Origin of the sequence: Polynucleobacter sp. JS-JIR-II-c23, from assembly GCF_035011225.1 — a bacterium.
In the GTDB taxonomy this organism is placed as follows: Bacteria; Pseudomonadota; Gammaproteobacteria; order Burkholderiales; family Burkholderiaceae; genus Polynucleobacter.
The window spans coordinates 52,396-78,137 of sequence record NZ_JAYGQT010000001.1 but is presented as its reverse complement, the minus strand read 5'-3'; the positions used below and the strand labels follow the sequence as shown (position 1 = coordinate 78,137).

Genomic DNA, 25,742 nt, shown 5'->3' with positions numbered 1-25,742 from the left:
TCCTAGTGCCCACACTTATCGGTTGACAATAAAAGCCACGGGTCTGTAGCTCAGCTGGTTAGAGCACTGTGTTGATAACGCAGGGGTCGTAGGTTCAAGTCCTACCAGACCCACCACCAGCCAGAAACAAGACTTAGTGGGACGTTGGGGGATTAGCTCAGCTGGGAGAGCACCTGCTTTGCAAGCAGGGGGTCGTCGGTTCGATCCCGTCATCCTCCACCATCATCTAAATGTCAAAACTAAGCGATCTAACGATTGTTTAGTTTTGCCATTTATGGCTGTTCTTTAAAAATTTGAGTAAGCAAAGTGTCAAATGTTTCTTTGAGAGGACATTTGACAATGTAATAAGGGTAAAGATTGAATCATCAATCAGTAATACAAACGAGTTTTACCAAGTTCTTAACAAAGTACTTACAGTTTGGATTACGGCAAACATGTCAGAAGTAGAAGTAAACCTGTAACAGGTACTAGCAATGGTGCTCGTTATAGGATCAAGTGAATAAGTGCACATGATGGATGCCTTGGCGATTACAGGCGACGAAAGACGTTATAACCTGCGATAAGCCCCGGGGAGCTGGTAAATAAGCTTTGATCCGGGGATTTCTGAATGGGGAAACCCACCACTTTTGTGGTATCCATACCTGAATACATAGGGTATGAGAAGCGAACCTTGTGAACTGAAACATCTAAGTAGCAAGAGGAAAAGACATCAACCGAGATTCCCAGAGTAGTGGCGAGCGAAATGGGAAGAGCCTTCTAGTGATATCTCAGTAATTAACAGAATGGAATGGAAAGTCCAACAATAAAGGGTGATAGTCCCGTATGTGAAAATTATTGAGTGGTACTAGGCTAGAGACAAGTAGGGCGGGACACGTGAAATCCTGTCTGAATATGGGGGGACCATCCTCCAAGGCTAAATACTCGTAATCGACCGATAGTGAACAAGTACCGTGAGGGAAAGGCGAAAAGAACCCCGGGAGGGGAGTGAAATAGATCCTGAAATTGTGTGCATACAAACAGTAGGAGCCTCGTAAGGGGTGACTGCGTACCTTTTGTATAATGGGTCAGCGACTTACATTCAGTAGCAAGCTTAACCGAATAGGGAAGGCGTAGCGAAAGCGAGTCCGAATAGGGCGCTAGTTGCTGGGTGTAGACCCGAAACCAGTTGATCTATCCATGGCCAGGTTGAAGGTGCGGTAACACGTACTGGAGGACCGAACCCACTAACGTTGAAAAGTTAGGGGATGAGCTGTGGATAGGGGTGAAAGGCTAAACAAAACTGGAAATAGCTGGTTCTCTCCGAAAACTATTTAGGTAGTGCCTCGTGTATCACTGTAGGGGGTAGAGCACTGTCATGGTAGTGGGGTCCATTGCGGATTACTGCGCCATAGCAAACTCCGAATACCTACAAGTGCAAGCACGGGAGACAGACATCGGGTGCTAACGTCCGGTGTCAAGAGGGAAACAACCCAGACCGCCAGCTAAGGTCCCTAATATATGCTAAGTGGGAAACGAAGTGGGAAGGCTAAAACAGTCAGGAGGTTGGCTTAGAAGCAGCCATCCTTTAAAGAAAGCGTAATAGCTCACTGATCGAGTCGTCCTGCGCGGAAGATGTAACGGGGCTAAGCATATAACCGAAGCTGCGGATCACAGTAATGTGATGGTAGGAGAGCGTTCTGTAAGCCTGTGAAGGTGTCTTGTAAAGGATGCTGGAGGTATCAGAAGTGCGAATGCTGACATGAGTAGCGATAAAGGGGGTGAAAAGCCCCCTCGCCGTAAGCCCAAGGTTTCCTGTTCAACGTTCATCGGAACAGGGTGAGTCGGCCCCTAAGGCGAGGCAGAGATGCGTAGCTGATGGGAACAAGGTTAATATTCCTTGACCATTGTTAGATGCGATGGGGGGACGGATCGCGGAAAGTTGTCCGGGTGTTGGAAGTCCCGGTTCTTGCGTTGGAGATGGCTATTAGGTAAATCCGGTAGCGTAATTCAAGGGCGTGAGACGAGCGAATTTATTCGCGAAGCAATTGGAAGTGGTTCCAAGAAAAGCCTCTAAGCTTCAGTCTAACAAGACCGTACCGCAAACCGACACAGGTGGGCGAGATGAGTATTCTAAGGCGCTTGAGAGAACTCAGGAGAAGGAACTCGGCAAATTTGTACCGTAACTTCGGGATAAGGTACGCCCTGGTAGTTTGACCCTGTACAAGGGGAGGACGAAAGGGTTGCAATAAAAAGGTGGCTGCGACTGTTTAATAAAAACACAGCACTCTGCAAACACGAAAGTGGACGTATAGGGTGTGACGCCTGCCCGGTGCTGGAAGATTAAATGATGGGGTGCAAGCTCTTGATTGAAGTCCCAGTAAACGGCGGCCGTAACTATAACGGTCCTAAGGTAGCGAAATTCCTTGTCGGGTAAGTTCCGACCTGCACGAATGGCGTAACGATGGCCACACTGTCTCCTCCTGAGACTCAGCGAAGTTGAAATGTTTGTGATGATGCAATCTACCCGTGGCTAGACGGAAAGACCCCATGAACCTTTACTGTAGCTTTGCATTGGACTTTGAATCGGTCTGTGTAGGATAGGTGGGAGGCGTTGATAACAGGATGCTAGTTCTGTTGGAGCCAACCTTGAAATACCACCCTGATTTATTTGAGGTTCTAACCTTGGCCCGTTATCCGGGTCGGGAACAGTGCATGGTAGGCAGTTTGACTGGGGCGGTCTCCTCCCAAAGTGTAACGGAGGAGTACGAAGGTACGCTTGGTACGGTCGGACATCGTACCTAAAGTGCAATGGCAAAAGCGTGCTTAACTGCGAGACCGACAAGTCGAGCAGGTGCGAAAGCAGGTCATAGTGATCCGGTGGTTCTGTATGGAAGGGCCATCGCTCAACGGATAAAAGGTACTCTGGGGATAACAGGCTGATACCGCCCAAGAGTTCATATCGACGGCGGTGTTTGGCACCTCGATGTCGGCTCATCTCATCCTGGGGCTGTAGCCGGTCCCAAGGGTATGGCTGTTCGCCATTTAAAGAGGTACGTGAGCTGGGTTTAAAACGTCGTGAGACAGTTTGGTCCCTATCTGCCATGGGCGTTGGAGATTTGACGGGGGCTGCTCCTAGTACGAGAGGACCGGAGTGGACATTCCGCTGGTGTACCTGTTGTTTCGCCAGAAGCATCGCAGGGTAGCTATGAATGGAAGAGATAACCGCTGAAAGCATCTAAGCGGGAAACTTGCCTGAAGATGAGATCTCCCGTAGGTTTAACCTACATAAAGGGTCGTTGAAGACCACAACGTTGATAGGTCGGGTGTGGAAGTGCAGTAATGCATTAAGCTAACCGATACTAATTGCCCGTTAGGCTTGATCCTATAACCAGCACTATTGTGTTGGATGTTTGCCAGATTTAATCTGCATCCTTATTACATGCTTACTCAAATAGAGTTGTTGATTTAATCAGCAACTCGACCCTCTACGCCCGGTGACCATAGCAAGTTGGAACCACTCCTTCCCATCCCGAACAGGACAGTGAAACGACTTTACGCCGATGATAGTGCGGATTACCCGTGTGAAAGTAGGTAACTGCCGGGCACCAATGCGACGCCCAGACCCTCTTAGGTCTGGGCGTTTTTACTTGTGCAAAGCGTTTAGAGATATTGACAGAAACTCCATTTGGAGTCAGAATATTGGGTTCGCGGAGGGGTGTCCGAGCGGCTAAAGGAGGCAGACTGTAAATCTGTTGGCTATGCCTACGTAGGTTCGAATCCTACCCCCTCCACCAGATGTGCGGGATTAGTTTAATGGTAAAACAGCAGATTTCCAATCTTCGGTCAAGAGTTCGATTCTCTTATCCCGCTCCAGAATTTGTTGCATTAGATTTCGCCCATGTGGCTCAGTGGTAGAGCACTCCCTTGGTAAGGGAGAGGTCGGCAGTTCGATCCTGCCCATGGGCACCATGTTTGATTTTATTAATTGTGTATTTCGTGTTTGGTTTAAGAGTTAACTAAAGGCAGATTAAAAATGGCAAAAGAAAAATTCGAGCGGACAAAACCGCACGTAAACGTAGGCACCATCGGTCACGTTGACCACGGTAAAACCACATTGACAGCAGCAATTGCAACCGTGCTTTCTAAAGCATTTGGTGGTGAAGCTAAAGCATACGATCAGATCGATGCTGCTCCTGAAGAAAAAGCACGCGGTATTACGATTAATACAGCGCACGTTGAGTACGAGACTGCAAATCGTCACTACGCTCACGTTGATTGCCCAGGACATGCTGACTACGTTAAGAACATGATTACTGGTGCTGCTCAGATGGACGGCGCTATTTTGGTTTGTTCTGCTGCTGACGGCCCAATGCCACAAACTCGTGAGCACATCCTCTTGGCACGCCAAGTTGGTGTTCCTTACATCGTGGTGTTCTTGAACAAGTGCGACATGGTTGATGACGCTGAATTGTTAGAACTCGTTGAAATGGAAGTTCGTGAGCTTTTATCTAAGTACAACTTCCCTGGCGATGACACACCAATCATTCAAGGTTCTGCTAAGTTAGCTCTTGAAGGCGACGAAGGCCCATTGGGTAAAGAAGCCATCATGAAATTGGCTGAAGCACTTGACTCATACATCCCAACTCCAGAGCGTGCTGTTGACGGCGCGTTCTTGATGCCAGTAGAAGACGTGTTCTCTATCTCCGGTCGCGGTACTGTAGTTACAGGTCGTATCGAGCGCGGTATCGTTAAAGTTGGTGAAGAGATCGAAATCATCGGTATCAAGCCAACACTCAAGACAACATGTACTGGTGTTGAAATGTTCCGCAAATTGCTCGACCAAGGTCAAGCAGGCGATAACGTTGGTATCTTGTTACGCGGTACAAAACGTGAAGAAGTTGAGCGCGGCCAAGTATTGGCTAAGCCAGGTTCAATCACCCCACATACTCACTTTACAGCCGAGGTTTATATCTTGGGTAAAGATGAAGGTGGTCGTCATACTCCATTCTTTAACAACTATCGTCCACAGTTCTACTTCCGTACAACGGACGTAACTGGTTCAATCGAGTTGCCAAAAGACAAAGAAATGGTAATGCCTGGTGATAACGTAACTATTACCGTAAAACTCATCGCTCCAATCGCGATGGAAGAAGGTTTACGTTTTGCGATCCGTGAAGGTGGCCGTACTGTTGGCGCCGGCGTGGTTGCAAAGATTTTGGCTTAAGTAGTAAGTTTTAATTAGTTTTTATAAAGGGGTGTAGCTCAATTGGCAGAGCGTTGGTCTCCAAAACCAAAGGTTGGGGGTTCGATGCCCTCCGCCCCTGCCACGATTTGAACTGAAAGCAAAATGTCTCATCAAACAGCAAGTCATACTGAAGAAAAAAGCGGCTGGGTCTCTGGACTCGCTGCTTTAGTCGTCGTTGCAGCGCTAGTCTTGTACTACACGCTGGTAGATCAATCTATGTTGATTCGTCTCGCTGTTTTGTTTGGCGGTATTGCTGCTGCAGTTTTGATTGTGGCGATTTCACCAGATGGGCGCCGCTTTATCGCCTACGCAAAAGATTCTTGGTATGAAGTAAAAAAGGTTGTTTGGCCAACTCGTAAAGAGACTACCCAAATGACTCTAGTCGTATTTGGCTTTGTTCTGATCATGTCCTTATTTTTGTGGATTGCAGACAAATTGATTGAATGGCTAGTTTTTTCAGTCTTTTTGGGCTGGAAGTGAGTAAAAAATGATTGATTCTGAAGTAGCTACTAATCCACAAGCTACCGGCAATATGCGCTGGTACGTCATTCATGCTTATTCCGGGATGGAAAAAAGCGTGAAAAGAGGTCTTGAAGAGCGCATTGCTCGTTCTGGAATGCCTGAGAAATTTGGCCGTATTTTGGTCCCCTCCGAAGAGGTTGTGGAAATCAAGTCCGGTACCAAGTCAGTTTCTGAGCGTCGCTTCTTCCCAGGATATGTCCTGATTGAGATGGAAATGACCGATGAGAGCTGGCATTTGGTGAAAAATACACCAAAAGTAACTGGTTTCGTAGGCGGCGTTCGTAATCGTCCGAGCCCAATTTCTACGGCTGAAGTAGCCAAAATCATGGATCAAATGCAGGCTGGGGTGGATAAACCTAAGCCTAAGACCCTATTTGAGGTTGGCGAGATCGTGCGAGTTAAAGAAGGCCCATTTGTTGATTTCAACGGAAATATCGAAGAAGTCAATTATGAGAAGTCAAGATTGCGCGTTTCTGTTACAATTTTTGGCCGCGGTACCCCAGTTGAACTGGAGTTCGGCCAGGTAGAAAAGATGTAAAAACAAGGACTTAGTCCTGTTTTGCAGTCCAGCAGTAAAAGTAGTTTTAGATGGTTATTTAGTTTTTGTATTTAACCGAGGAGCGGAGCTAGAAAGCCAAAAACTAGCGAAGCGTTTACTCAACAGCGGTCTTTCCTAATGAGGTTAGGCGCGCTTTAAGGAGCACACATGGCAAAGAAGATTATTGGCTTTATTAAGCTGCAGATCCCTGCAGGTAAAGCAAATCCATCACCACCCGTAGGTCCAGCATTGGGTCAACGCGGTCTTAACATTATGGAATTCTGTAAGGCGTTCAATGCTCAAACTCAGAGCATGGAACCTGGCCTGCCAATTCCAGTCGTGATTACAGCGTTCGCTGATAAGAGCTTCACATTCATCATGAAGACTCCTCCAGCAACCATCATGATTAAGAAGGCTGCGAAGATTGAAAAAGGATCACCACGTCCTCATACCGATAAAGTGGGTTCAATTACTCGTGCTCAAGCGGAAGAAATCGCTAAAGCAAAAATGCCAGATTTGACAGCAGCCGATATGGACGCAGCTGTTAGAACAATCGCTGGTAGCGCCCGTTCCATGGGCATCACTGTGGAAGGTCTCTAATCATGACTAAATTATCTAAACGCGTTAAAGCAATTCAATCTAAAGTTGATCGCAACAAGTTCTATTCATTAGACGATGCATTGAACCTCGTTAAAGAGTGTGCAACTGCTAAGTTTGATGAGTCTATCGACGTTGCAGTTCAGTTGGGTATTGATGCTAAGAAATCTGACCAAGTTGTGCGTGGCGCAGTAGTGCTCCCAGCTGGTACAGGTAAGCATGTTCGTGTAGCTGTTTTTGCACAAGGCGAGAAGGCTGAGCAAGCTAAAGCTGCTGGTGCAGAAATCGTTGGCATGGAAGATCTTGCTGAACAAATCAAAGGCGGCAAAATCGATTTCGATATTTTGATCGCATCTCCAGACACAATGAAAATTGTTGGTACTTTAGGTCAAGTATTGGGCCCACGTGGTTTGATGCCGAATCCAAAAGTTGGAACAGTTACTCCTGACGTTGCTACTGCAGTTAAGAATGCAAAAGCTGGTCAAGTTCAGTTCCGTGTGGACAAAGCCGGTATCGTGCACGCAAGCATTGGCCGTCGTTCATTCGAACCAACTGCATTGAAATCGAACTTACTCGCATTGCTCGAGGCTTTGAATAAAGCGAAGCCACCTGCATCAAAGGGTATTTATTTAAAGAAGGTTGCCGTAAGCAGCACCATGGGTGCAGGCGTACGCGTAGACCAAGCATCGTTACAGGCTGCAGCTTAATTAGCTTGTAACAAAAAAGAACTTTGGGTCGACTCCCGCTCTTGTAGCGAGAGTCGAACATCAAAGACCGTTGGTGAATTAGTTGCTAATACAGAGTTAATTCTTAATCGTTACGAAAGTAATAGCCAGCGCAGATGGCGACCCTGAAAAGATTTTCACAAGAACTTTGTGAACAAATGATCAGACGCTGGTGTGTAACCCCAACTGGAAACAGTTGGTTTTTATGGAGTTAAACCGTGCCTTTGAATGTACAAGACAAAAAAGCGATTGTTGCTGATGTCGGCGCTCAATTGGCTGGAGCCCAAACCGTCGTGCTCGCTGAATACCGTGGTATTCCAGTAGAGCAGTTGACAAAGCTACGTGCTAGCGCACGTGACCAAGGTGTATATCTTCGCGTTTTGAAGAACACATTGGCACGCCGTGCTGCACAAGGCACACAGTTTGAGCCTCTTGCTGATTCGATGGTTGGCCCCTTGATCTACGGCATTTCTGCTGATCCGATTGCTTCGGCAAAAGTATTGCAGAACTTTGCTAAGACTCAAGACAAGCTAGTCATTACTGCTGGCTTATATAACGGCAAGTTGTTAGACGTTGCAGGCGTAAAAGCCCTCGCAACAATTCCAAGCCGCGACGAGTTGTTATCTCAGTTGTTAGGTGTGATGTTGGCACCGGTATCTGCGATGGCTCGCGTATTGGGCGCAGTAGCAGCACAAAAGGCAGCTGGAGCACCTGCTCCGGTAGCAGCACCTGCAGCTGAAGTTGTAGAAGCGGCAGCAGCCCCAGCAGAAGTAGTTGCTGAAGCCGCCGCTCCAGAAGCAGCCGCTGAGCCTGCAGCCGCAGCCCCAGAAGCTGGAACAGAAACACCTGAAACCCCTGCCGCTGAATAAGCGACAGATTAACTATTTAAGTATTAGGAGCTAAAAATGGCGATTACTAAAGAAGAAATCATTGATGCAGTAGGTAGCATGTCCGTTATGGATTTGAACGACTTGGTTAAAGCGTTCGAAGAGAAGTTTGGCGTATCAGCTGCGGCGATGGCTGTTGCTGGTCCTGCTGGTGCAGCTGGCGGCGCTGCTGCTGAAGAGCAAACAGAATTCACTGTTAACTTGCTCGAAGCTGGCGCAAACAAGGTTTCAGTAATTAAGGCAGTTCGCGAAATTACTGGTCTTGGCTTGAAAGAAGCTAAGGACTTGGTTGACGGTGCACCGAAGCCAATCAAAGAAGGCGTTGACAAGAAAACTGCTGAAGAAGCTAAGAAGAAGCTTGAAGAAGCTGGCGCTAAAGCAGAACTCAAGTAATACACACAATGCTGGCGCCTCTCACAAAGGGGCGTTAGCCATGTTGGGTTTGACCATTAGTGGTCAAACCCGATTTCATTTCTGATTGAAATCGGGTTTGCCTTCTGATACGACTGCAGAATGCAAGTTTGGTCGGACACTAGATCTATCGGTTTAGTGTTGTCCGCCAGTGATTGGTAGTGGCCAATCGCCAAATCTTTGTACAGTCGCTGAATTCGGAGATGAAATGAACTATAGCTTCACCGAACGCAAGCGAGTCCGTAAAAGCTTTGCTAAGCGAGTAAATAACCACCAGGTTCCGTACCTGATCGCAACGCAGCTGGAATCCTACGCTAAATTTTTACAGGCTGATAAGCCGGCAATGTCTCGTCTTACTGAGGGACTTCAAGCTGCCTTTACATCAGCATTCCCAATTGTGTCTAACAACGGCTACGCACGTATGGAATACGTGTCATACCAGTTATCACAGCCACCATTTGACGTTAAAGAATGTCAACAACGTGGTTACACATACCACTCAGCCTTACGCGCAAAAGTTCGCTTGATTATTTATGATCGCGAAGCGCCTACTAAGGTTAAAGAGGTAAAAGAGAGCGAAGTCTATATGGGTGAAATTCCACTCATGACTGAAAACGGCTCTTTTGTGATTAACGGTACTGAGCGCGTAATCGTTTCTCAGTTACACCGTTCCCCAGGCGTGTTCTTCGAACACGATAAGGGCAAGACACACAGCTCAGGTAAGTTGCTGTTCTCAGCACGCATCATTCCTTACCGTGGTTCATGGCTCGATTTCGAGTTTGATCCAAAAGATATTCTGTATTTCCGCGTTGACCGTCGTCGTAAGATGCCCGTCACCATTTTGCTCAAAGCAATTGGCTTAAACAACGAACAGATTCTTGCTAACTTCTTTAACTTTGACCATTTCTCATTGACTGCCAATGGCGGCTCAATGGAATTTGTACCAGAGCGTTTGCGTGGTCAGTTGGCTAGCTTTGATGTGCTCGACAAGAATGGCGTTGTTGTCATTCAAAAAGACAAGCGTATCAATGCAAAGCATATCCGCGAACTCGAAGCTGCTAAGACAAAAACTATCGCTGTACCAGATGACTATTTAATTGGTCGTGTAGTTGCACGCAATATTGTTGATCCAGATTCTGGTGAAATCTTGGCTTACGCTAATGATGAAATCACTGAAGAGTTGTTGGCTACATTGCGCGATGCAGGCATCAAACAATTGGAAACCATCTACACGAATGATTTGGATTCTGGTGCGTATATTTCACAGACATTGCGTACTGATGAAACGGCGGATCAAATGGCTGCTCGTATCGCCATCTACCGCATGATGCGTCCTGGCGAGCCTCCAACAGAAGATGCTGTTGAGGCCTTGTTCCAGCGCTTGTTCTACAACGAAGATACTTATGATTTGTCACGCGTTGGCCGTATGAAGGTCAACAGCCGTTTGAACCGTCCAGAAATGGAAGGTCCAATGGTTCTGTCGAACGAAGATATTCTCGACACTATTAAGTCCCTCGTAGATTTGCGTAACGGCAAAGGCGAAGTAGACGATATCGATCACTTAGGTAATCGTCGTGTACGTTGCGTTGGTGAGTTGGCTGAAAACCAATTCCGTGCTGGTTTGTCACGTGTCGAGCGTGCGGTTAAAGAACGTCTCGGCCAAGCCGAAACAGAAAACCTCATGCCGCATGACTTGATTAACAGCAAGCCAATCTCTTCTGCGATTCGTGAGTTCTTCGGCTCTTCACAGTTATCCCAGTTTATGGACCAAACCAACCCACTCTCAGAGATCACGCACAAGCGTCGTATTTCTGCATTGGGACCTGGTGGTTTGACACGCGAGCGCGCAGGCTTTGAAGTGCGCGACGTGCATCCAACCCACTACGGACGTGTTTGCCCAATCGAAACTCCAGAAGGACCAAACATTGGTTTGATCAACTCACTCGCGTTATTTGCGCGCTTGAATGAGCACGGTTTCTTAGAAACTCCATACCGTAAGGTTTCCAATAGCAAGGTAAGCGATGAAGTGGTTTACCTCTCTGCGATTGAGGAAGCAAAGTATGTGATTGCTCAGGCAAACGCAACAATCGACAAGAGCGGTAAGTTGGCCGACGAATTAGTTTCTGCTCGTCAAGCTGGTGAAACCATGATGGTTAGCCCAGAGCGCATCGATTTCATCGACGTTGCTCCTAGCCAGATCGTTTCTGCTGCTGCTTCACTCGTTCCATTCTTAGAGCACGATGATGCAAACCGTGCGCTGATGGGTGCGAACATGCAGCGTCAAGCAGTTCCTTGCTTGCGTCCAGACAAGCCATTGGTTGGTACAGGTTTAGAGCGCATTGTTGCGGTTGACTCCGGCACTGTTATTTTGGCGTCCCGCGGCGGTATCGTTGATTATGTTGACGCTAACCGTGTTGTTATTCGTGTAAACGATGATGAGACAGCTGCTGGTGAAGTTGGTGTGGATATTTATAACCTCATCAAGTACACCCGTTCAAATCAAAATACCAACATTAACCAACGTCCTATCGTTCAAGCTGGTGATCGTGTTGTCCGCGGCGACGTAGTTGCTGATGGCGCATCTACCGATTTGGGCGAATTGGCTTTGGGTCAAAACATGACTGTGGCATTTATGCCATGGAACGGTTACAACTTCGAAGATTCAATCTTGATCTCTGAAAAAGTTGTTGCTGACGACCGCTACACCTCTATTCATATTGAAGAGTTGTCAGTGGTTGCACGTGATACCAAGCTGGGTTCAGAAGAAATTACTCGCGATATCTCCAATTTGGCAGAGTCACAACTCTCCCGCTTGGATGAAAGCGGTATTGTTTACATCGGTGCTGAAGTTGAAGCTGGTGACGTATTGGTTGGTAAAGTAACTCCAAAGGGTGAGACTACTCTCACTCCGGAAGAGAAGCTCCTCCGTGCGATCTTCGGTGAAAAAGCATCTGATGTTAAAGATACTTCTTTGCGCGTTCCATCAGGAATGATCGGTACCGTTATTGATGTTCAAGTCTTTACCCGCGAAGGTATTGAGCGCGATGCACGTGCACAGTCAATTATTCAAGAAGAATTACAACGCTATCGTTTGGACTTAAACGACCAGCTGCGTATTGTTGAGGGCGATGCCTTCATGCGTCTAGAAAAGCTGTTGATTGGCAAAGTTGCCAACGGCGGCCCTAAGAAATTAGCTAAAGGCACCAAGATCGACAAGGAATACCTTGCTGATTTGGATAAATACCATTGGTTTGATGTTCGTCCAGCGGATGATGAAATTGCCTCACAAGTTGAAGCGATTAAATCTTCTATCGAAGCGAAGCGTAAACAGTTTGATGAAGCTTTTGAAGAGAAGCGCACCAAGCTTACCCAGGGCGATGATTTGCAGCCTGGCGTAACGAAGATGGTTAAGGTTTACTTGGCTGTTAAGCGTCGCTTGCAGCCTGGTGACAAGATGGCCGGTCGTCACGGTAACAAGGGTGTGGTTTCTAAAATCGCTCCAGCAGAAGACATGCCATTTATGGCTGACGGACGCCCTGTTGACATCGTCTTGAACCCATTGGGTGTTCCTTCCCGTATGAACGTTGGCCAGATCTTGGAAACCCACTTAGGTTGGGCTGCCCAAGGTATTGGTAAGCGTATCGACGAGATGGTTCGTGAGCACGCTAAGCAAACTGAATTACGTAAGTTCTTCAAGCAGCTTTATAACGAAACAGGTCGTGTTGAAGACATCGACAATTTCACTGATGAGCAGATCAATGTTTTGGCTGAGAATCTCCGCCAAGGCTTGCCATTTGCTACCCCAGTGTTTGACGGTGCTACTGAAGCTGAAATCGGACGCATGCTCGAGTTGGCTTATCCAGAAGAAGTGGCTACTTCTTTGAAGATGACTCCATCACGTCAGCAAATGATTTTGTGCGACGGCCGTACTGGCGATCAGTTTGAGCGTCCAGTAACTGTTGGCGTAATGCACGTCTTGAAACTCCACCATTTGGTCGATGACAAGATGCATGCTCGTTCAACCGGACCTTACTCTTTAGTAACGCAACAGCCATTGGGCGGTAAAGCTCAGTTCGGTGGTCAGCGCTTTGGTGAGATGGAAGTCTGGGCCCTCGAAGCATACGGTGCTTCATATGTCTTGCAGGAAATGCTGACAGTGAAGTCCGATGACGTCGCAGGCCGTACCAAGGTTTACGAAAACATCGTCAAGGGCGAGCACACGATTGATGCTGGCATGCCCGAATCCTTCAACGTGCTGGTAAAAGAAATCCGTTCGTTGGGTATTGACATTGACATGGAGCGCAACTGATATGAAAGCATTGCTCGATTTATTTAAGCAAACGCAGGGCGAAGAGCAGTTTGATGTCATCAAAATTGGTCTCGCATCTCCTGAGAAAATTCGCTCATGGTCTTTTGGTGAAGTACGCAAACCAGAAACCATCAACTACCGGACTTTTAAGCCCGAGCGTGATGGTTTGTTCTGCGCCAAGATTTTTGGACCAACCAAAGACTACGAGTGCTTATGCGGTAAGTACAAGCGTTTAAAGTTCCGTGGCGTAATCTGCGAGAAGTGCGGCGTTGAAGTTACTCTCGCTAAGGTGCGTCGTGAGCGCATGGGCCACATTGAGTTGGCAGCCCCTGTAGCGCACATCTGGTTCTTGAAGTCTTTGCCATCCCGTTTGGGTATGGTTCTCGATATGACATTGCGGGATATCGAACGCGTTCTTTACTTTGAAGCATATGTAGTAGTTGATCCTGGTATGACTCCTGAAGGCGCGATGAAGCGCGGTCAGATCATGTCTGAAGATGAATACATTGCTAAGACCGAAGAGTATGGTGACGGTGCATTTACCGCCATCATGGGCGCGGAAGGTATTCGTGATCTCTTGCGTTCGATTGATATCGATCGCGAAGTAGAGACGATTCGTGCAGATTTAAAAGCAACGGGTAGTGATGCCAAGATCAAGAAATACGCTAAGCGCTTGAAAGTGCTCGAGGCGTTCCAGACTTCAGGTATTAAGCCTGACTGGATGATCATGGAAGTATTGCCAGTATTGCCTCCAGAATTGCGCCCATTGGTGCCATTGGATGGCGGTCGCTTTGCTACTTCTGATTTGAACGACCTCTATCGTCGTGTAATCAACCGTAACAACCGTTTGAAGCGTTTGTTAGAGTTGCGCGCACCAGAGATCATCGTTCGTAACGAAAAGCGTATGTTGCAAGAAGCGGTTGACTCATTGCTCGACAACGGTCGTCGCGGTAAGGCTATGACTGGCGCTAACAAGCGTCCTCTCAAGTCCTTGGCTGAGATGATTAAAGGTAAGAGCGGTCGTTTCCGTCAAAACTTGTTGGGTAAACGTGTTGACTACTCTGGTCGTTCAGTCATCGTGGTTGGCCCTACATTGAAATTGCATCAGTGCGGCTTACCAAAATTGATGGCTTTGGAATTGTTCAAGCCATTCATTTTCAACAAGCTTGAGACTTTAGGAATTGCAACCACCATTAAGGCTGCAAAGAAAGAAGTTGAAAGCCAGACTCCAATCGTTTGGGACATTCTCGAAGAAGTGATTCGTGAACATCCAATCATGTTGAACCGTGCGCCTACATTGCACCGTCTCGGTATTCAAGCTTTCGAGCCAATGCTGATTGAAGGTAAAGCAATCCAATTGCACCCATTAGTCTGCGCGGCATTTAACGCCGACTTTGACGGTGACCAAATGGCGGTTCACGTTCCTTTGTCGCTCGAAGCGCAAATGGAAGCACGTACATTGATGTTGGCTTCGAACAACGTATTGTTCCCAGCTAACGGCGAACCATCAATCGTTCCTTCACAGGACGTGGTGTTGGGTCTGTACTACGCTACACGTGACAAGATCAACGGTAAAGGCGAAGGCATGGTTTTCGCCAACATTACTGAAGTAGTGCGCGCATACGAAGCAGGTCAAGTTGAATTGGCCTCACGCGTTGCTGTGCGTATTACTGAGTTTGAGATCGTGGACAAAAAAGCAGAAGGCGATGCGCGTTTTGCTGAGAAGACCAAGATCTATCAAACATCAGTTGGCCGTGCAATCTTGTCTGAGATTTTGCCTAAAGGCATGTCTTTCGAGGAAATCAACAAGCCTTTGAAGAAAAAAGAAATCTCACGTTTGATCAACACTTCATTCCGTAAGTGTGGATTACGCGAAACGGTTATTTTTGCTGACCGCCTCTTGCAGTCTGGTTTCCGTTTGGCAACCAACGCTGGTATCTCAGTTGCGATCGACGATATGTTGATCCCAACTTCTAAAGAGCGCATCATCACTGAGGCATCTGCCAAGGTTAAAGAGTATGACAAGCAGTTCATGTCAGGTCTCGTAACCAATCAAGAGCGTTATAACAACGTGGTTGATATTTGGGGTGCTGCAGGCGACCAAGTTGGTAAGGCGATGATGGATGAGTTGTCACACGTTGACGTACTCGACCGTAACGGTAAGACTGTTCGTCAAGAATCCTTTAACTCCATCTACATGATGGCGGATTCTGGTGCGCGTGGATCTGCAGCGCAGATTCGTCAGTTGGCTGGTATGCGTGGTTTGATGGCTAAGCCTGATGGCTCCATCATTGAAACCCCAATTACTGCGAACTTCCGTGAAGGTTTGAACGTATTGCAGTACTTCATCTCAACCCACGGCGCTCGTAAAGGTCTGGCTGATACGGCGTTGAAGACAGCTAACTCGGGTTACCTGACACGTCGTTTATGCGACGTCACTCAAGATCTCGTGGTGATCGAAGATGATTGCGGCGCAACTAATGGTGTAACCATGAAGGCGCTGGTTGAGGGCGGCGAAATTATCGAAGCATTGCGTGACCGTATTTTGGGTCGTGTATGTATCGGTGACATCGTTCACCCTGACACACAAGAAGTCATTGTTCCGAACGACACATTGCTCGATGAAGATCACGTTGATCAAATCGTTGCATTGGGTATCGACGAAGTTAAAGTTCGCACAGTATTGTCTTGCTTAACTCGCTTTGGTTTGTGCGCGAAGTGCTACGGACGTGATCTAGGTCGCGGTGGTTTGGTGAACGTTGGTGAAGCGGTTGGCGTTATCGCTGCTCAGTCCATCGGTGAGCCAGGCACACAGTTGACTATGCGTACCTTCCACATTGGTGGTGCAGCGTCACGTGCATTGGTTGCAAGCAACATCGAAGCTAAGTCTAATGGTGCTTTGAAATTCTCTACCACGATGCGTGTTGTCAAGAACGCGAAGGGCGAGCAGATCGTGATTTCACGTTCTGGCGAAGCCTTGATCGTTGATGAGAACGGTCGTGAGCGCGAGCGTCATAAAGTGCCTTATGGTGCAACTCTCTTGTTAAAAGAAGATGCAGCAGTGAAGGCCGGCGCAAGCTTGGCGACATGGGATCCATTGACACGTCCGATTATTTCTGAGTACGCTGGTATCGCTCGCTTCGACAACGTTGAAGAAGGCGTAACCGTTGCTAAGCAAGTAGACGAAGTTACCGGTCTTTCCACCTTGGTGGTAATTGACGGTAAGCGTCGTTCTGCAGCAAGCAAAGGCGTTCGTCCAATGATCAACTTGGTTGATGACAAGGGTAACGAAGTCATGATCGCCGGCACTGATCATCCAGTAAACATTGGCCTCCAAGTAGGCGCCTTGATTACTGTTAAAGATGGTCAGAAGGTCGAAGTTGGTGAAGTATTGGCTCGTATTCCAATCGAATCACAGAAGACTCGCGATATTACCGGTGGTTTGCCACGCGTTGCTGAATTGTTCGAAGCACGTTCACCTAAAGATGCAGCTGTCTTGGCGAAAGTTACCGGAACAGTTTCCTTCGGTAAAGAAACCAAAGGTAAACAACGTTTGGTGATTACCGATATGGACGGTGAAGCCAATGAATTCTTGATTCCTAAAGAGAAGCAAGTCCTCGTTCATGACGGTCAAGTTGTGAATAAGGGCGAGATGATTGTGGAAGGCCCTGCTGATCCACATGACATCTTGACTCTCCGCGGTATTGAAGAGTTGGCGATCTACATTGTTGATGAAGTTCAAGACGTTTACCGTTTGCAAGGCGTGAAGATCAATGACAAGCACATTGAAGTGATCGTGCGTCAAATGTTGCGTCGTGTGCAAATTACTGATGGCGGCGATACTGCTTACATCACTGGTGAGCAAGTTGAGCGTTCAAAACTGTATGACGCAAATGATTTGGTGATTGCCGCAGGTAAGCGCCCAGCCCAGTTCGAAAACGTGCTGCTGGGTATTACTAAAGCATCCTTGTCTACAGACAGCTTCATTTCAGCGGCTTCTTTCCAAGAAACCACCCGTGTATTGACCGAAGCCGCAATTATGGGCAAGACCGATACACTTCGTGGCCTCAAGGAAAACGTCATTATTGGTCGTCTGATCCCTGCTGGTACTGGCTTGTCTTATCGCCGTGCACGCAAGGTCAGAGAGCAATTCGAGCGTGATCGCGCTCAGATGATTGCCGCCGAAGAGGAAGCAATGGCCAATATGCCTGTAGAAATTGAGGCTGAAGTCGTTGCTCCTGCTGGGGAGGCTGATCCGAGCTAATTTGGTAATTCTGGCCAGAAATGGCCAGTTTTTTCCCCATTTGGTTGACGGAAAAGGCTGGCCAAGCTAGAATGCTGAGTTCTACTGATTCAGAAGAGGGTCTTTTTGACCTAGAAATTCTCTAAGTCATTGATTTTCTTGAAGAAAGCAACAAAGAAGTACTAACCGAGCTATTTTATGCCAACAATTAATCAATTAATACGTAAGCCAAGATCCAGGCTGATCGTGAAAAGCAAGAGCCCTGCACTGGAAAACAGTCCGCAGCGCCGTGGTGTTTGTACACGTGTGTACACCACTACTCCTAAAAAGCCTAACTCTGCGCTTCGTAAAGTAGCCAAAGTTCGCTTAACCAATGGTTTTGAAGTGATTTCATACATTGGTGGTGAAGGCCATAACCTCCAGGAACACTCAGTAGTGTTGATTCGTGGCGGTCGTGTAAAGGATTTGCCAGGTGTTCGTTACCACATCGTTCGTGGCTCACTTGACTTGCAAGGCGTTAAAGACCGCAAGCAATCACGTTCCAAGTACGGTGCTAAGCGCGCTAAGAAATCTGCTTAATCTTTCAATAGATTTTTGCTGAAGTATTTGTAGTAAGTCTTCGTTTGTCAGACTTAAAAGACAAGTAAGTGGTTGTTCCGTCTAGGAATCTTCTTAGATAGTAGGGCAACCGGAGCGGGTGATCCATGTGGGTCGCCCCTAACTGAACTGAAGGAGTAGTTATGCCACGTCGTCGTGAAGTTCCCAAACGGGAAATTTTGCCGGATCCAAAATTCGGAAATGTAGAAGTAGCTAAATTCATGAACGTCCTCATGTTGGACGGCAAGAAATCGGTTGCAGAGCGTATCGTTTACGGTGCCTTTGATCACATCGAGAAAAAAGCAAATAAAGAACCACTCGAAATTTTTTCAACAGCTATGGGCAACGTTAAGCCAATGGTTGAGGTGAAGAGCCGTCGCGTTGGTGGTGCTAACTACCAGGTTCCTGTTGAAGTTCGCCCATCACGCCGTTCTGCTTTGGCAATGCGCTGGGTGCGCGAAGCCGCTAAAAAGCGCGGTGAGAAATCTATGGCTCAACGTTTGGCCAACGAATTATTAGAAGCTGCAGAAGGTCGCGGCGGAGCAATGAAGAAGCGTGAAGAAGTTCACCGTATGGCAGAAGCTAACAAAGCTTTCTCACATTTCCGCTTCTAATCGCACAGCAAAGAAAAGGTACCAACAGTGGCACGTAAAACCCCTATCGACAAATACCGCAATATCGGTATTTCTGCGCACATTGACGCAGGCAAGACAACAACAACAGAACGCGTTTTGTTCTACACCGGTGTTAACCATAAGATTGGTGAAGTACATGATGGCGCTGCAACCATGGACTGGATGGAGCAAGAGCAAGAGCGTGGTATCACGATTACTTCTGCTGCTACTACAACGTTCTGGAAGGGCATGGCTGGTAATTTTCCAGAGCACCGCATCAATATTATTGATACCCCAGGACACGTAGACTTCACTATTGAAGTTGAGCGTTCAATGCGCGTGTTGGACGGCGCTTGCATGGTTTATTGTGCGGTAGGTGGTGTACAACCACAATCTGAAACTGTTTGGCGTCAAGCTAACAAGTATCAAGTTCCACGTTTAGCATTCGTAAACAAGATGGACCGTACTGGTGCGAACTTCTTCAAGGTTTATGACCAGATGAAGTTACGTCTCAAAGCAAATCCTATCTTGATCCAGATTCCTATTGGCGCTGAAGAGAATTTCAAAGGCGTTGTGGACTTGGTCAAAATGAAGGCCATCTATTGGGATGAGGCTTCACAAGGTACTAAATTTAGCTACGAAGAGATTCCTGCTGAATTAAAGGCGTCTGCAGATGAGTGGCGCGAAAAGATGGTTGAAGCTGCTGCTGAAAGTTCAGAAGAGTTGATGGAGAAGTACCTCGGTGGCGAAGAGTTGACCGAAGAAGAAATCAAAAAAGCATTGCGTCAACGTACGATTGCTAATGAAATCATTCCAATGATGTGCGGAACTGCGTTCAAAAACAAAGGCGTTCAGGCAATGTTGGATGCGGTGGTTGAGTTATTGCCATCCCCATTAGACGTTCCACCAGTTCCTTGTGAATTGGAAGACGGTACCCCAACAACACGTAAAGCTGACGATGCTGAGAAATTCTCTGCATTGGCATTTAAGATCATGACCGACCCGTTTGTTGGTCAGCTCATCTTCTTCCGTGTTTACTCAGGCGTAATGAAATCAGGCGACACAATCTACAACCCAATCAAGGGTAAGAAAGAGCGTGTTGGACGTTTGTTGCAGATGCATGCAAACCAACGTGAAGAAATTAAGGAAGTTTATGCAGGTGATATCGCTGCAGCAGTTGGTCTAAAGGACGCAACTACTGGCGAAACATTGTGTGATCCAGATAGCATCGTGATTTTGGAGCGCATGGTATTCCCAGAGCCAGTGATTTCTCAAGCTGTTGAACCTAAGACAAAGCCAGACCAAGAAAAAATGGGTCTTGCTTTGAATCGCTTGGCACAAGAAGATCCATCATTCCGCGTTAAGACTGATGAAGAATCTGGCCAAACTATTATTTCCGGAATGGGCGAGCTCCACTTGGAAATTTTGGTTGACCGTATGCGTCGTGAGTTTGGTGTTGAAGCAACTGTTGGTAAGCCACAAGTTGCCTATCGCGAAACTATTCGCAAGGTTTGCGAAGAAATCGAAGGTAAGTTTGTTAAGCAGTCTGGTGGTCGCGGTCAATACGGTCACGTGGTATTGAAGCTTGAGCCACAAGAGCCAGGCAAAGGTTTTGAATTCATTGACGCTATTAAGGGCGGTGTGGTTCCACGTGAATACATCCCTGCAGTAGAAAAAGGAATTCGCGAAACATTGAATTCCGGTATTTTGGCTGGCTATCCAGTTGTAGATATCAAAGCAACATTGTTCTTCGGTTCATACCATGACGTTGACTCCAATGAAAACGCATTTAAGATGGCGGGCTCTATGGCATTCAAAGACGGTATGCGTAAAGCAGCGCCAGTGTTGCTTGAGCCGATGATGGCTGTTGAAGTTGAAACACCAGAAGATTTCATGGGTAACGTTATGGGCGATCTTTCTTCCCGTCGCGGTATTTTGCAAGGTATGGATGACATTCCAGGCGGCGGTAAGATTGTTCGCGCTGAAGTGCCGTTGGCAGAGATGTTTGGTTACTCAACTGGCTTGCGCTCGTTGACCCAAGGTCGCGCTACCTACACCATGGAATTTAAGCATTATTCCGAAGCACCGAAGAACGTTGCTGAAGCAGTTATGGCTGCTAAAGCGAAGTAATTTATCCACATTAATTTTTGAATATTGACTAGCTAAAGAAGGCAGACAAAAATGGCAAAAGAAAAATTCGAGCGGACAAAACCGCACGTAAACGTAGGCACCATTGGTCACGTTGACCACGGTAAAACTACATTGACAGCAGCAATTGCAACCGTGCTCTCTAAAGCATTCGGTGGCGAAGCTAAAGCATACGATCAGATCGATGCTGCTCCTGAAGAAAAAGCACGTGGTATTACGATTAATACTGCGCACGTTGAGTATGAGACTGCAAACCGTCACTACGCACACGTGGATTGCCCAGGACATGCTGACTACGTGAAGAACATGATTACTGGTGCTGCTCAGATGGACGGCGCCATTTTAGTTTGCTCTGCTGCTGACGGCCCAATGCCACAAACTCGTGAGCACATCCTCTTGGCACGCCAAGTTGGTGTTCCTTACATCGTTGTGTTCCTCAACAAGTGCGACATGGTTGATGACGCTGAATTGTTAGAACTCGTTGAAATGGAAGTTCGTGAGCTTTTATCTAAGTACAACTTCCCTGGCGATGACACACCAATCATTCAAGGTTCTGCTAAGTTAGCTCTTGAAGGCGACGAAGGCCCATTGGGTAAAGAAGCCATCATGAAATTGGCTGAAGCATTAGATACCTACATCCCAACTCCAGAGCGTGCTGTTGACGGCGCGTTCTTGATGCCAGTAGAAGACGTGTTCTCTATCTCCGGTCGCGGTACTGTTGTTACAGGCCGTATCGAGCGCGGTATCGTTAAAGTAGGCGAAGAGATCGAAATCATCGGTATCAAGCCAACACTCAAGACAACTTGTACTGGTGTTGAAATGTTCCGCAAATTGCTCGACCAAGGTCAAGCAGGCGATAACGTTGGTATCTTGTTACGCGGTACAAAACGTGAAGAAGTTGAGCGCGGCCAAGTATTGGCTAAGCCAGGTTCAATCACCCCACATACTCACTTTACAGCCGAGGTTTACATCTTGGGTAAAGACGAAGGTGGTCGTCATACTCCATTCTTTAACAACTATCGTCCACAGTTCTACTTCCGTACTACGGACGTAACTGGTTCAATCGAGTTGCCAAAAGACAAAGAAATGGTAATGCCTGGTGATAACGTAACTATTACCGTAAAACTCATCGCTCCTATCGCGATGGAAGAAGGTTTACGTTTTGCGATCCGTGAGGGTGGCCGTACTGTTGGCGCCGGCGTGGTTGCAAAGATTTTGGCTTAAGTAGTTAGCTTTACTAGTAACAAATATTTAGCGGTTTGCTAACCGGTGACATCAGTGCTGCTGATGTCACCGTGCTCTTTAGATGTATAACGTGGCAGCACCACAACGCTCTTTGGAATTAATATGCAAAACCAAAAAATTCGTATTCGCCTTAAAGCATTTGATTACCGTTTAATCGACCAGTCTGCAGCTGAAATCGTTGATACAGCTAAGCGTACTGGTGCAGTTGTTAAGGGTCCGGTACCTTTGCCAACCCGTATTGAGCGTTTTGATATCTTGCGTTCACCACACGTGAACAAGACATCTCGTGATCAGTTAGAGATCCGCACCCATCTCCGTTTGATGGATATCGTTGATCCTACAGAGAAAACTGTAGATGCTTTGATGAAATTAGACCTCCCAGCAGGTGTGGACGTCGAAATTAAGTTGCAGTAATTTGTTATTTCCGGTCTTTTTGCTTGTCAAGATCGGCATTTCGGGATAGAATCTAAGGCTTCGCTCAATTATTTGGGCGAAAATCTTAGTTTTATCAGCATTAAAAACGTTGTAAGTTATTGATTTAGAAGTACTTTTACTTGTAAATCACTTAAATTAATTTTGCCGACCAATCGAAGTCGGCGTGGAGCATGAATATGAGCTTAGGCTTAATCGGCCGCAAGGTCGGCATGACCCGTCTATTTACGGACGAAGGGGATTCTATCCCTGTAACCGTAATTGACGTGAGCGACAACAGAATCGCTCAAATCAAGACCCAGGCAACTGATGGCTATGATGCTATCCAGTTGGCACATGGCACACGTAGAGCTACTCGCGTTACTAAAGCAATGGCTGGTCACTTCGCCAAAGCTGGTGTGATGGCTGGTAACGGTCTCAACGAATTCCAATTAGACGCAGCAAAAATCGCAGAAATGACACCGGGACAAGTAATTCCTGCTGACACTGCATTTACTGCTGGTCAAAAAGTGGACGTACAAGGCGTGTCTATCGGTAAGGGCTACGCAGGTACCATTAAGCGTTATCACTTCGCTTCTGGTCGCGCATCCCACGGTAACTCACGTTCACATAACGTACCGGGCTCAATCGGTATGGCGCAAGATCCAGGTCGTGTTTTCCCTGGTAAGCGTATGACCGGTCACTTGGGTGACGTTACACGTACAGTTCAAAATTTAGTCATCGCACGCATTGATTCAGAACGTAATCTGATCATGGTTAAAGGCGCTATTCCAGGTGCCCCAGGCGGTAAAGTTATTGTTACTCCAGCGGTTAAAACACCGTTGAAGAAGAAATAAGGAGAGCGAATATGGAACTTAAGCTTCTCCAAGACAACGGTACTTTAGGTGCAGGCGTACAAGCTTCACCAGAAGTATTCGAACGTGAATATAACGAAGCATTGGTACACCAAGTTGTTGTGGCTTACCAAGCAAACGCACGTAGCGGTAACCGTGCACAAAAAGACCGCGAGCAAGTTAAGCACACAACTAAGAAACCTTGGCGTCAAAAAGGTACAGGTCGTGCACGTGCTGGTATGAGCTCTTCCCCGCTGTGGCGTGGAGGTGGTCGTATATTCCCGAATTCTCCAGAAGAGAATTTCAGCCAAAAAGTAAACAAGAAAATGTACCGCGCTGGTATGAGATCTATTTTGTCTCAGTTAGCTCGCGAAGGTCGTTTGAATGTTGTTGATCAATTTTCTCTTGACGCTCCAAAGACTAAAGTTTTAGCTGACAAAGTTAAGGCAATGGGCTTGGATTCAGTCTTGATTATTGTTGATCAGGTTAGCGAGAATTTGTACTTGGCATCACGTAACTTGCATAAAGTTGCTGTATGTGAGCCACAGCACGCTGATCCATTAGCTTTAGTTCAATACAAAAAAGTATTGGTAAGCAAAGCTGCGATCGCAAAAATTGAGGAGTTGCTGAAATGAGCCAAGTCCGTAAAAATGATCACAACCTAATGAGAGTCCTGCTTGGACCGGTTATCTCTGAAAAAGCGACTATGGTTGCGGAGAAAAACGAACAAGTAGTATTCCAAGTAGCTCGCGACGCAAACAAGCTCGATGTAAAACAAGCAGTTGAATTGCTCTTTAAAGTGCAAGTTGACTCAGTTCAAATCGTGAATCAAAAGGGTAAGCCAAAGCGCTATGGCCGTTTTGAAGGTCGTCGTGACCACACTAAGAAGGCCTATGTAAGCTTGAAGCCAGGTCAAGAAATTAACTTTGAAGCGGAGGCGAATTAATCATGCCTTTGATGAAGACAAAACCGACCTCACCAGGTCGTCGTTCAATGGTCAAGGTGGTCAATCCTGACCTGCATAAAGGTAAACCTTTTGCAGCGTTAGTAGAGCCACAATTCCAAAAAGCGGGTCGTAACAATAATGGTCATATCACTACCCGTCATAAGGGTGGTGGTCATAAGCATCACTATCGTGTTGTTGATTTCAAACGCAACGACAAAGATGGTATTCCAGCAAAAGTTGAACGCTTAGAATACGATCCAAACCGCAGTGCAAATATTGCATTGATCGTGTTTGCTGATGGTGAGCGTCGCTATATTCTTGCTGCCAAAGGAATGACCGTTGGTCAGGCCTTAATGAGTGGTTCAGAAGCGCCTATCAAGTCTGGTAACAACTTACCAATCCGCAATATTCCTGTAGGTAGCACAATTCACTGTGTAGAAATCATGCCAGGTAAGGGTGCTCAGGTTGCCCGTTCTGCTGGTGGTTCTGCAGTATTGCTGGCTCGTGAAGGCGTATACGCTCAAGTGCGTTTGCGCTCTGGTGAAGTTCGTCGTGTTCTGATTGACTGCCGCGCCACTATTGGCGAAGTTGGCAATGAAGAGCACAGCTTGCGTGTTATCGGTAAAGCTGGTGCAAATCGCTGGCGTGGTATTCGCCCAACCGTTCGCGGTGTGGCAATGAACCCAGTAGATCACCCGCACGGTGGTGGTGAAGGTAGAACTGGCGAAGGCCGTGTGCCTGTATCCCCATGGGGCACACCAACCAAAGGTTATCGTACACGTCGCAATAAGCGTACAACTTCGATGATCGTTCAACGTCGTCAAAAACGTTAAGCGATAAGGATAAATAGATATGACACGTTCAGCTAAAAAAGGCCCATTTTGCGAAGCCAGCTTAGTAAATAAAGTTGAAGTCGCTCAAGCCAACAAAGACAAAAAACCGATCAAAACATGGTCACGCCGTTCGACAATCCTCCCAGACTTTATTGGTCTGACGATTGCTGTGCATAACGGTCGTCAACACGTTCCGGTATATGTATCAGAAAACATGGTGGGTCATAAGTTAGGCGAATTTGCCTTGACCCGTACTTTCAAAGGTCACGCTGCTGACAAGAAAGTAACGAAGAAGTAAGGGGATGATGATGGAAGTTAAAGCTATTCACAAGGGTGCCCGCATTTCTGCGCAAAAGACACGTTTGGTCGCTGACCAAATCCGTGGTTTGCCAATTGCTCGCGCATTAAACATTTTGAATTTCAGCCCCAAGAAAGCTGCCTTCATTGTGAAAAAAGTAGTTGAGTCTGCAGTGGCCAACGCTGAACACAATAAAGGTGCTGATATTGATGAGCTCAAGGTTTCAACAATTATTGTTGATAAAGGTACTTCCTTGAAGCGCTTCACAGCACGCGCTAAGGGTCGTGGTAATCAAATTGAAAAACAAACATGTCACATTACCGTGACCTTGAGTAACTAA

19 protein-coding genes, 6 tRNA genes, 2 rRNA genes and 1 pseudogene are annotated in these 25,742 nt (G+C 46.9%); all 28 read left to right on the top strand.

Annotated features, from left to right (window positions below; translation table 11 throughout):
* Positions 1–39: 39 nt before the first annotated feature.
* The 28 genes and pseudogenes from VC159_RS00475 (at position 40) to rplV (ending at position 25,742) form a co-directional block, all read left to right on the top strand.
* A tRNA-Ile gene (locus VC159_RS00475) sits at positions 40–116 on the top strand.
* Positions 117–146: 30 nt separating this feature from the next.
* A tRNA-Ala gene (locus tag VC159_RS00470) sits at positions 147–222 on the top strand.
* Between the two features lie 267 nt (positions 223–489).
* Positions 490–3,363: ribosomal RNA gene (locus tag VC159_RS00465) — 23S ribosomal RNA — on the top strand.
* Between the two features lie 106 nt (positions 3,364–3,469).
* Positions 3,470–3,583, top strand: a 5S ribosomal RNA gene (gene rrf / locus VC159_RS00460).
* Positions 3,584–3,688: 105 nt separating this feature from the next.
* Positions 3,689–3,773: transfer RNA gene (locus VC159_RS00455), tRNA-Tyr, on the top strand.
* Between the two features lie 5 nt (positions 3,774–3,778).
* Positions 3,779–3,852: transfer RNA gene (locus VC159_RS00450), tRNA-Gly, on the top strand.
* Between the two features lie 21 nt (positions 3,853–3,873).
* Positions 3,874–3,948: transfer RNA gene (locus VC159_RS00445), tRNA-Thr, on the top strand.
* Between the two features lie 64 nt (positions 3,949–4,012).
* On the top strand, positions 4,013–5,203 hold the full coding sequence (gene tuf, locus VC159_RS00440) for an elongation factor Tu (RefSeq protein ID WP_114637476.1): 1,191 nt from the start codon (positions 4,013–4,015) through the stop codon (positions 5,201–5,203).
* 27 nt (positions 5,204–5,230) lie between these two features.
* Positions 5,231–5,306 (top strand) — tRNA-Trp (locus VC159_RS00435).
* Positions 5,307–5,326: 20 nt separating this feature from the next.
* Complete coding sequence (gene secE / locus VC159_RS00430) at positions 5,327–5,704, top strand: preprotein translocase subunit SecE (RefSeq protein ID WP_215321267.1); 378 nt, start codon at positions 5,327–5,329, stop codon at positions 5,702–5,704.
* Positions 5,705–5,711: 7 nt separating this feature from the next.
* A complete protein-coding gene (gene nusG / locus VC159_RS00425) occupies positions 5,712–6,284 on the top strand; it encodes a transcription termination/antitermination protein NusG (protein WP_215358826.1) in 573 nt (190 codons plus the stop codon).
* Between the two features lie 168 nt (positions 6,285–6,452).
* Entirely contained in the window at positions 6,453–6,884 is a 432-nt protein-coding gene (gene rplK / locus VC159_RS00420) for a 50S ribosomal protein L11 (protein ID WP_068320088.1), read from the top strand.
* Between the two features lie 2 nt (positions 6,885–6,886).
* The gene (gene rplA, locus VC159_RS00415) at positions 6,887–7,588 is read left to right on the top strand and encodes a 50S ribosomal protein L1 (protein WP_215348179.1); all 702 of its coding nucleotides are present in this window, start codon (positions 6,887–6,889) and stop codon (positions 7,586–7,588) included.
* Positions 7,589–7,824: 236 nt separating this feature from the next.
* Positions 7,825–8,343 (top strand): annotated as a pseudogene (gene rplJ, locus VC159_RS00410) (50S ribosomal protein L10); the annotation flags it as partial.
* 168 nt (positions 8,344–8,511) lie between these two features.
* Positions 8,512–8,886, top strand: a complete 375-nt coding sequence (gene rplL / locus VC159_RS00405) for a 50S ribosomal protein L7/L12 (RefSeq protein ID WP_323472391.1) — start codon at positions 8,512–8,514, stop codon at positions 8,884–8,886.
* A 226-nt stretch (positions 8,887–9,112) separates the two neighbouring features.
* A complete protein-coding gene (gene rpoB / locus VC159_RS00400; RefSeq protein ID WP_323472390.1) occupies positions 9,113–13,213 on the top strand; it encodes a DNA-directed RNA polymerase subunit beta in 4,101 nt (1,366 codons plus the stop codon).
* Between the two features lies 1 nt (position 13,214).
* Complete coding sequence (rpoC, locus tag VC159_RS00395) at positions 13,215–17,477, top strand: DNA-directed RNA polymerase subunit beta' (protein WP_215358829.1); 4,263 nt, start codon at positions 13,215–13,217, stop codon at positions 17,475–17,477.
* A gap of 177 nt (positions 17,478–17,654) precedes the next feature.
* Positions 17,655–18,035 carry a 30S ribosomal protein S12 gene (gene rpsL / locus VC159_RS00390; protein ID WP_072582063.1) on the top strand — a complete coding sequence of 127 codons (381 nt, stop codon included), beginning with the start codon at positions 17,655–17,657 and terminating at the stop codon, positions 18,033–18,035.
* A 161-nt stretch (positions 18,036–18,196) separates the two neighbouring features.
* Positions 18,197–18,667, top strand: coding sequence for a 30S ribosomal protein S7 (gene rpsG / locus VC159_RS00385; RefSeq protein ID WP_011901897.1), 471 nt, complete (start codon positions 18,197–18,199; stop codon positions 18,665–18,667).
* Positions 18,668–18,694: 27 nt separating this feature from the next.
* Positions 18,695–20,797: an elongation factor G gene (gene fusA, locus VC159_RS00380; RefSeq protein WP_216238314.1), complete on the top strand. Its 2,103-nt coding sequence runs from the start codon at positions 18,695–18,697 to the stop codon at positions 20,795–20,797.
* A gap of 51 nt (positions 20,798–20,848) precedes the next feature.
* Positions 20,849–22,039: an elongation factor Tu gene (tuf, locus tag VC159_RS00375; RefSeq protein WP_071464430.1), complete on the top strand. Its 1,191-nt coding sequence runs from the start codon at positions 20,849–20,851 to the stop codon at positions 22,037–22,039.
* 123 nt (positions 22,040–22,162) lie between these two features.
* Complete coding sequence (rpsJ, locus tag VC159_RS00370; RefSeq protein ID WP_011901899.1) at positions 22,163–22,474, top strand: 30S ribosomal protein S10; 312 nt, start codon at positions 22,163–22,165, stop codon at positions 22,472–22,474.
* A 197-nt stretch (positions 22,475–22,671) separates the two neighbouring features.
* A complete protein-coding gene (rplC, locus tag VC159_RS00365; protein ID WP_072582122.1) occupies positions 22,672–23,328 on the top strand; it encodes a 50S ribosomal protein L3 in 657 nt (218 codons plus the stop codon).
* Between the two features lie 11 nt (positions 23,329–23,339).
* On the top strand, positions 23,340–23,960 hold the full coding sequence (gene rplD / locus VC159_RS00360; protein WP_011901901.1) for a 50S ribosomal protein L4: 621 nt from the start codon (positions 23,340–23,342) through the stop codon (positions 23,958–23,960).
* A complete protein-coding gene (rplW, locus tag VC159_RS00355) occupies positions 23,957–24,271 on the top strand; it encodes a 50S ribosomal protein L23 (protein ID WP_072582065.1) in 315 nt (104 codons plus the stop codon). Before rplD ends, rplW begins: the two co-directional genes overlap by 4 nt.
* Positions 24,272–24,273: 2 nt before the next feature.
* A complete protein-coding gene (gene rplB / locus VC159_RS00350; protein WP_215362450.1) occupies positions 24,274–25,104 on the top strand; it encodes a 50S ribosomal protein L2 in 831 nt (276 codons plus the stop codon).
* 19 nt (positions 25,105–25,123) lie between these two features.
* Entirely contained in the window at positions 25,124–25,402 is a 279-nt protein-coding gene (rpsS, locus tag VC159_RS00345) for a 30S ribosomal protein S19 (protein WP_046329379.1), read from the top strand.
* Positions 25,403–25,409: 7 nt separating this feature from the next.
* Positions 25,410–25,742 (top strand): 50S ribosomal protein L22, encoded by a 333-nt coding sequence (rplV, locus tag VC159_RS00340; protein ID WP_215392687.1) that lies wholly within the window; start codon positions 25,410–25,412, stop codon positions 25,740–25,742.

What these genes read in the sequence shown, in the direction of transcription:
- rpoB (WP_323472390.1), top strand. Translation starts at nt 9,113, where the DNA reads ATGAACTATAGCTTCACCGAACGCAAGCGAGTCCGTAAAAGCTTTGCT.
- rpsL (WP_072582063.1), top strand. Translation starts at nt 17,655, where the DNA reads ATGCCAACAATTAATCAATTAATACGTAAGCCAAGATCCAGGCTGATC.
- rplL (WP_323472391.1), top strand. Translation starts at nt 8,512, where the DNA reads ATGGCGATTACTAAAGAAGAAATCATTGATGCAGTAGGTAGCATGTCC.
- tuf (WP_114637476.1), top strand. Translation starts at nt 4,013, where the DNA reads ATGGCAAAAGAAAAATTCGAGCGGACAAAACCGCACGTAAACGTAGGC.
- rplA (WP_215348179.1), top strand. Translation starts at nt 6,887, where the DNA reads ATGACTAAATTATCTAAACGCGTTAAAGCAATTCAATCTAAAGTTGAT.
- rpsJ (WP_011901899.1), top strand. Translation starts at nt 22,163, where the DNA reads ATGCAAAACCAAAAAATTCGTATTCGCCTTAAAGCATTTGATTACCGT.
- rplK (WP_068320088.1), top strand. Translation starts at nt 6,453, where the DNA reads ATGGCAAAGAAGATTATTGGCTTTATTAAGCTGCAGATCCCTGCAGGT.
- rplV (WP_215392687.1), top strand. Translation starts at nt 25,410, where the DNA reads ATGATGGAAGTTAAAGCTATTCACAAGGGTGCCCGCATTTCTGCGCAA.
- rplB (WP_215362450.1), top strand. Translation starts at nt 24,274, where the DNA reads ATGCCTTTGATGAAGACAAAACCGACCTCACCAGGTCGTCGTTCAATG.
- secE (WP_215321267.1), top strand. Translation starts at nt 5,327, where the DNA reads ATGTCTCATCAAACAGCAAGTCATACTGAAGAAAAAAGCGGCTGGGTC.
- rpsG (WP_011901897.1), top strand. Translation starts at nt 18,197, where the DNA reads ATGCCACGTCGTCGTGAAGTTCCCAAACGGGAAATTTTGCCGGATCCA.
- nusG (WP_215358826.1), top strand. Translation starts at nt 5,712, where the DNA reads ATGATTGATTCTGAAGTAGCTACTAATCCACAAGCTACCGGCAATATG.
- rpoC (WP_215358829.1), top strand. Translation starts at nt 13,215, where the DNA reads ATGAAAGCATTGCTCGATTTATTTAAGCAAACGCAGGGCGAAGAGCAG.
- rplC (WP_072582122.1), top strand. Translation starts at nt 22,672, where the DNA reads ATGAGCTTAGGCTTAATCGGCCGCAAGGTCGGCATGACCCGTCTATTT.
- rplW (WP_072582065.1), top strand. Translation starts at nt 23,957, where the DNA reads ATGAGCCAAGTCCGTAAAAATGATCACAACCTAATGAGAGTCCTGCTT.
- rplD (WP_011901901.1), top strand. Translation starts at nt 23,340, where the DNA reads ATGGAACTTAAGCTTCTCCAAGACAACGGTACTTTAGGTGCAGGCGTA.
- tuf (WP_071464430.1), top strand. Translation starts at nt 20,849, where the DNA reads ATGGCAAAAGAAAAATTCGAGCGGACAAAACCGCACGTAAACGTAGGC.
- rpsS (WP_046329379.1), top strand. Translation starts at nt 25,124, where the DNA reads ATGACACGTTCAGCTAAAAAAGGCCCATTTTGCGAAGCCAGCTTAGTA.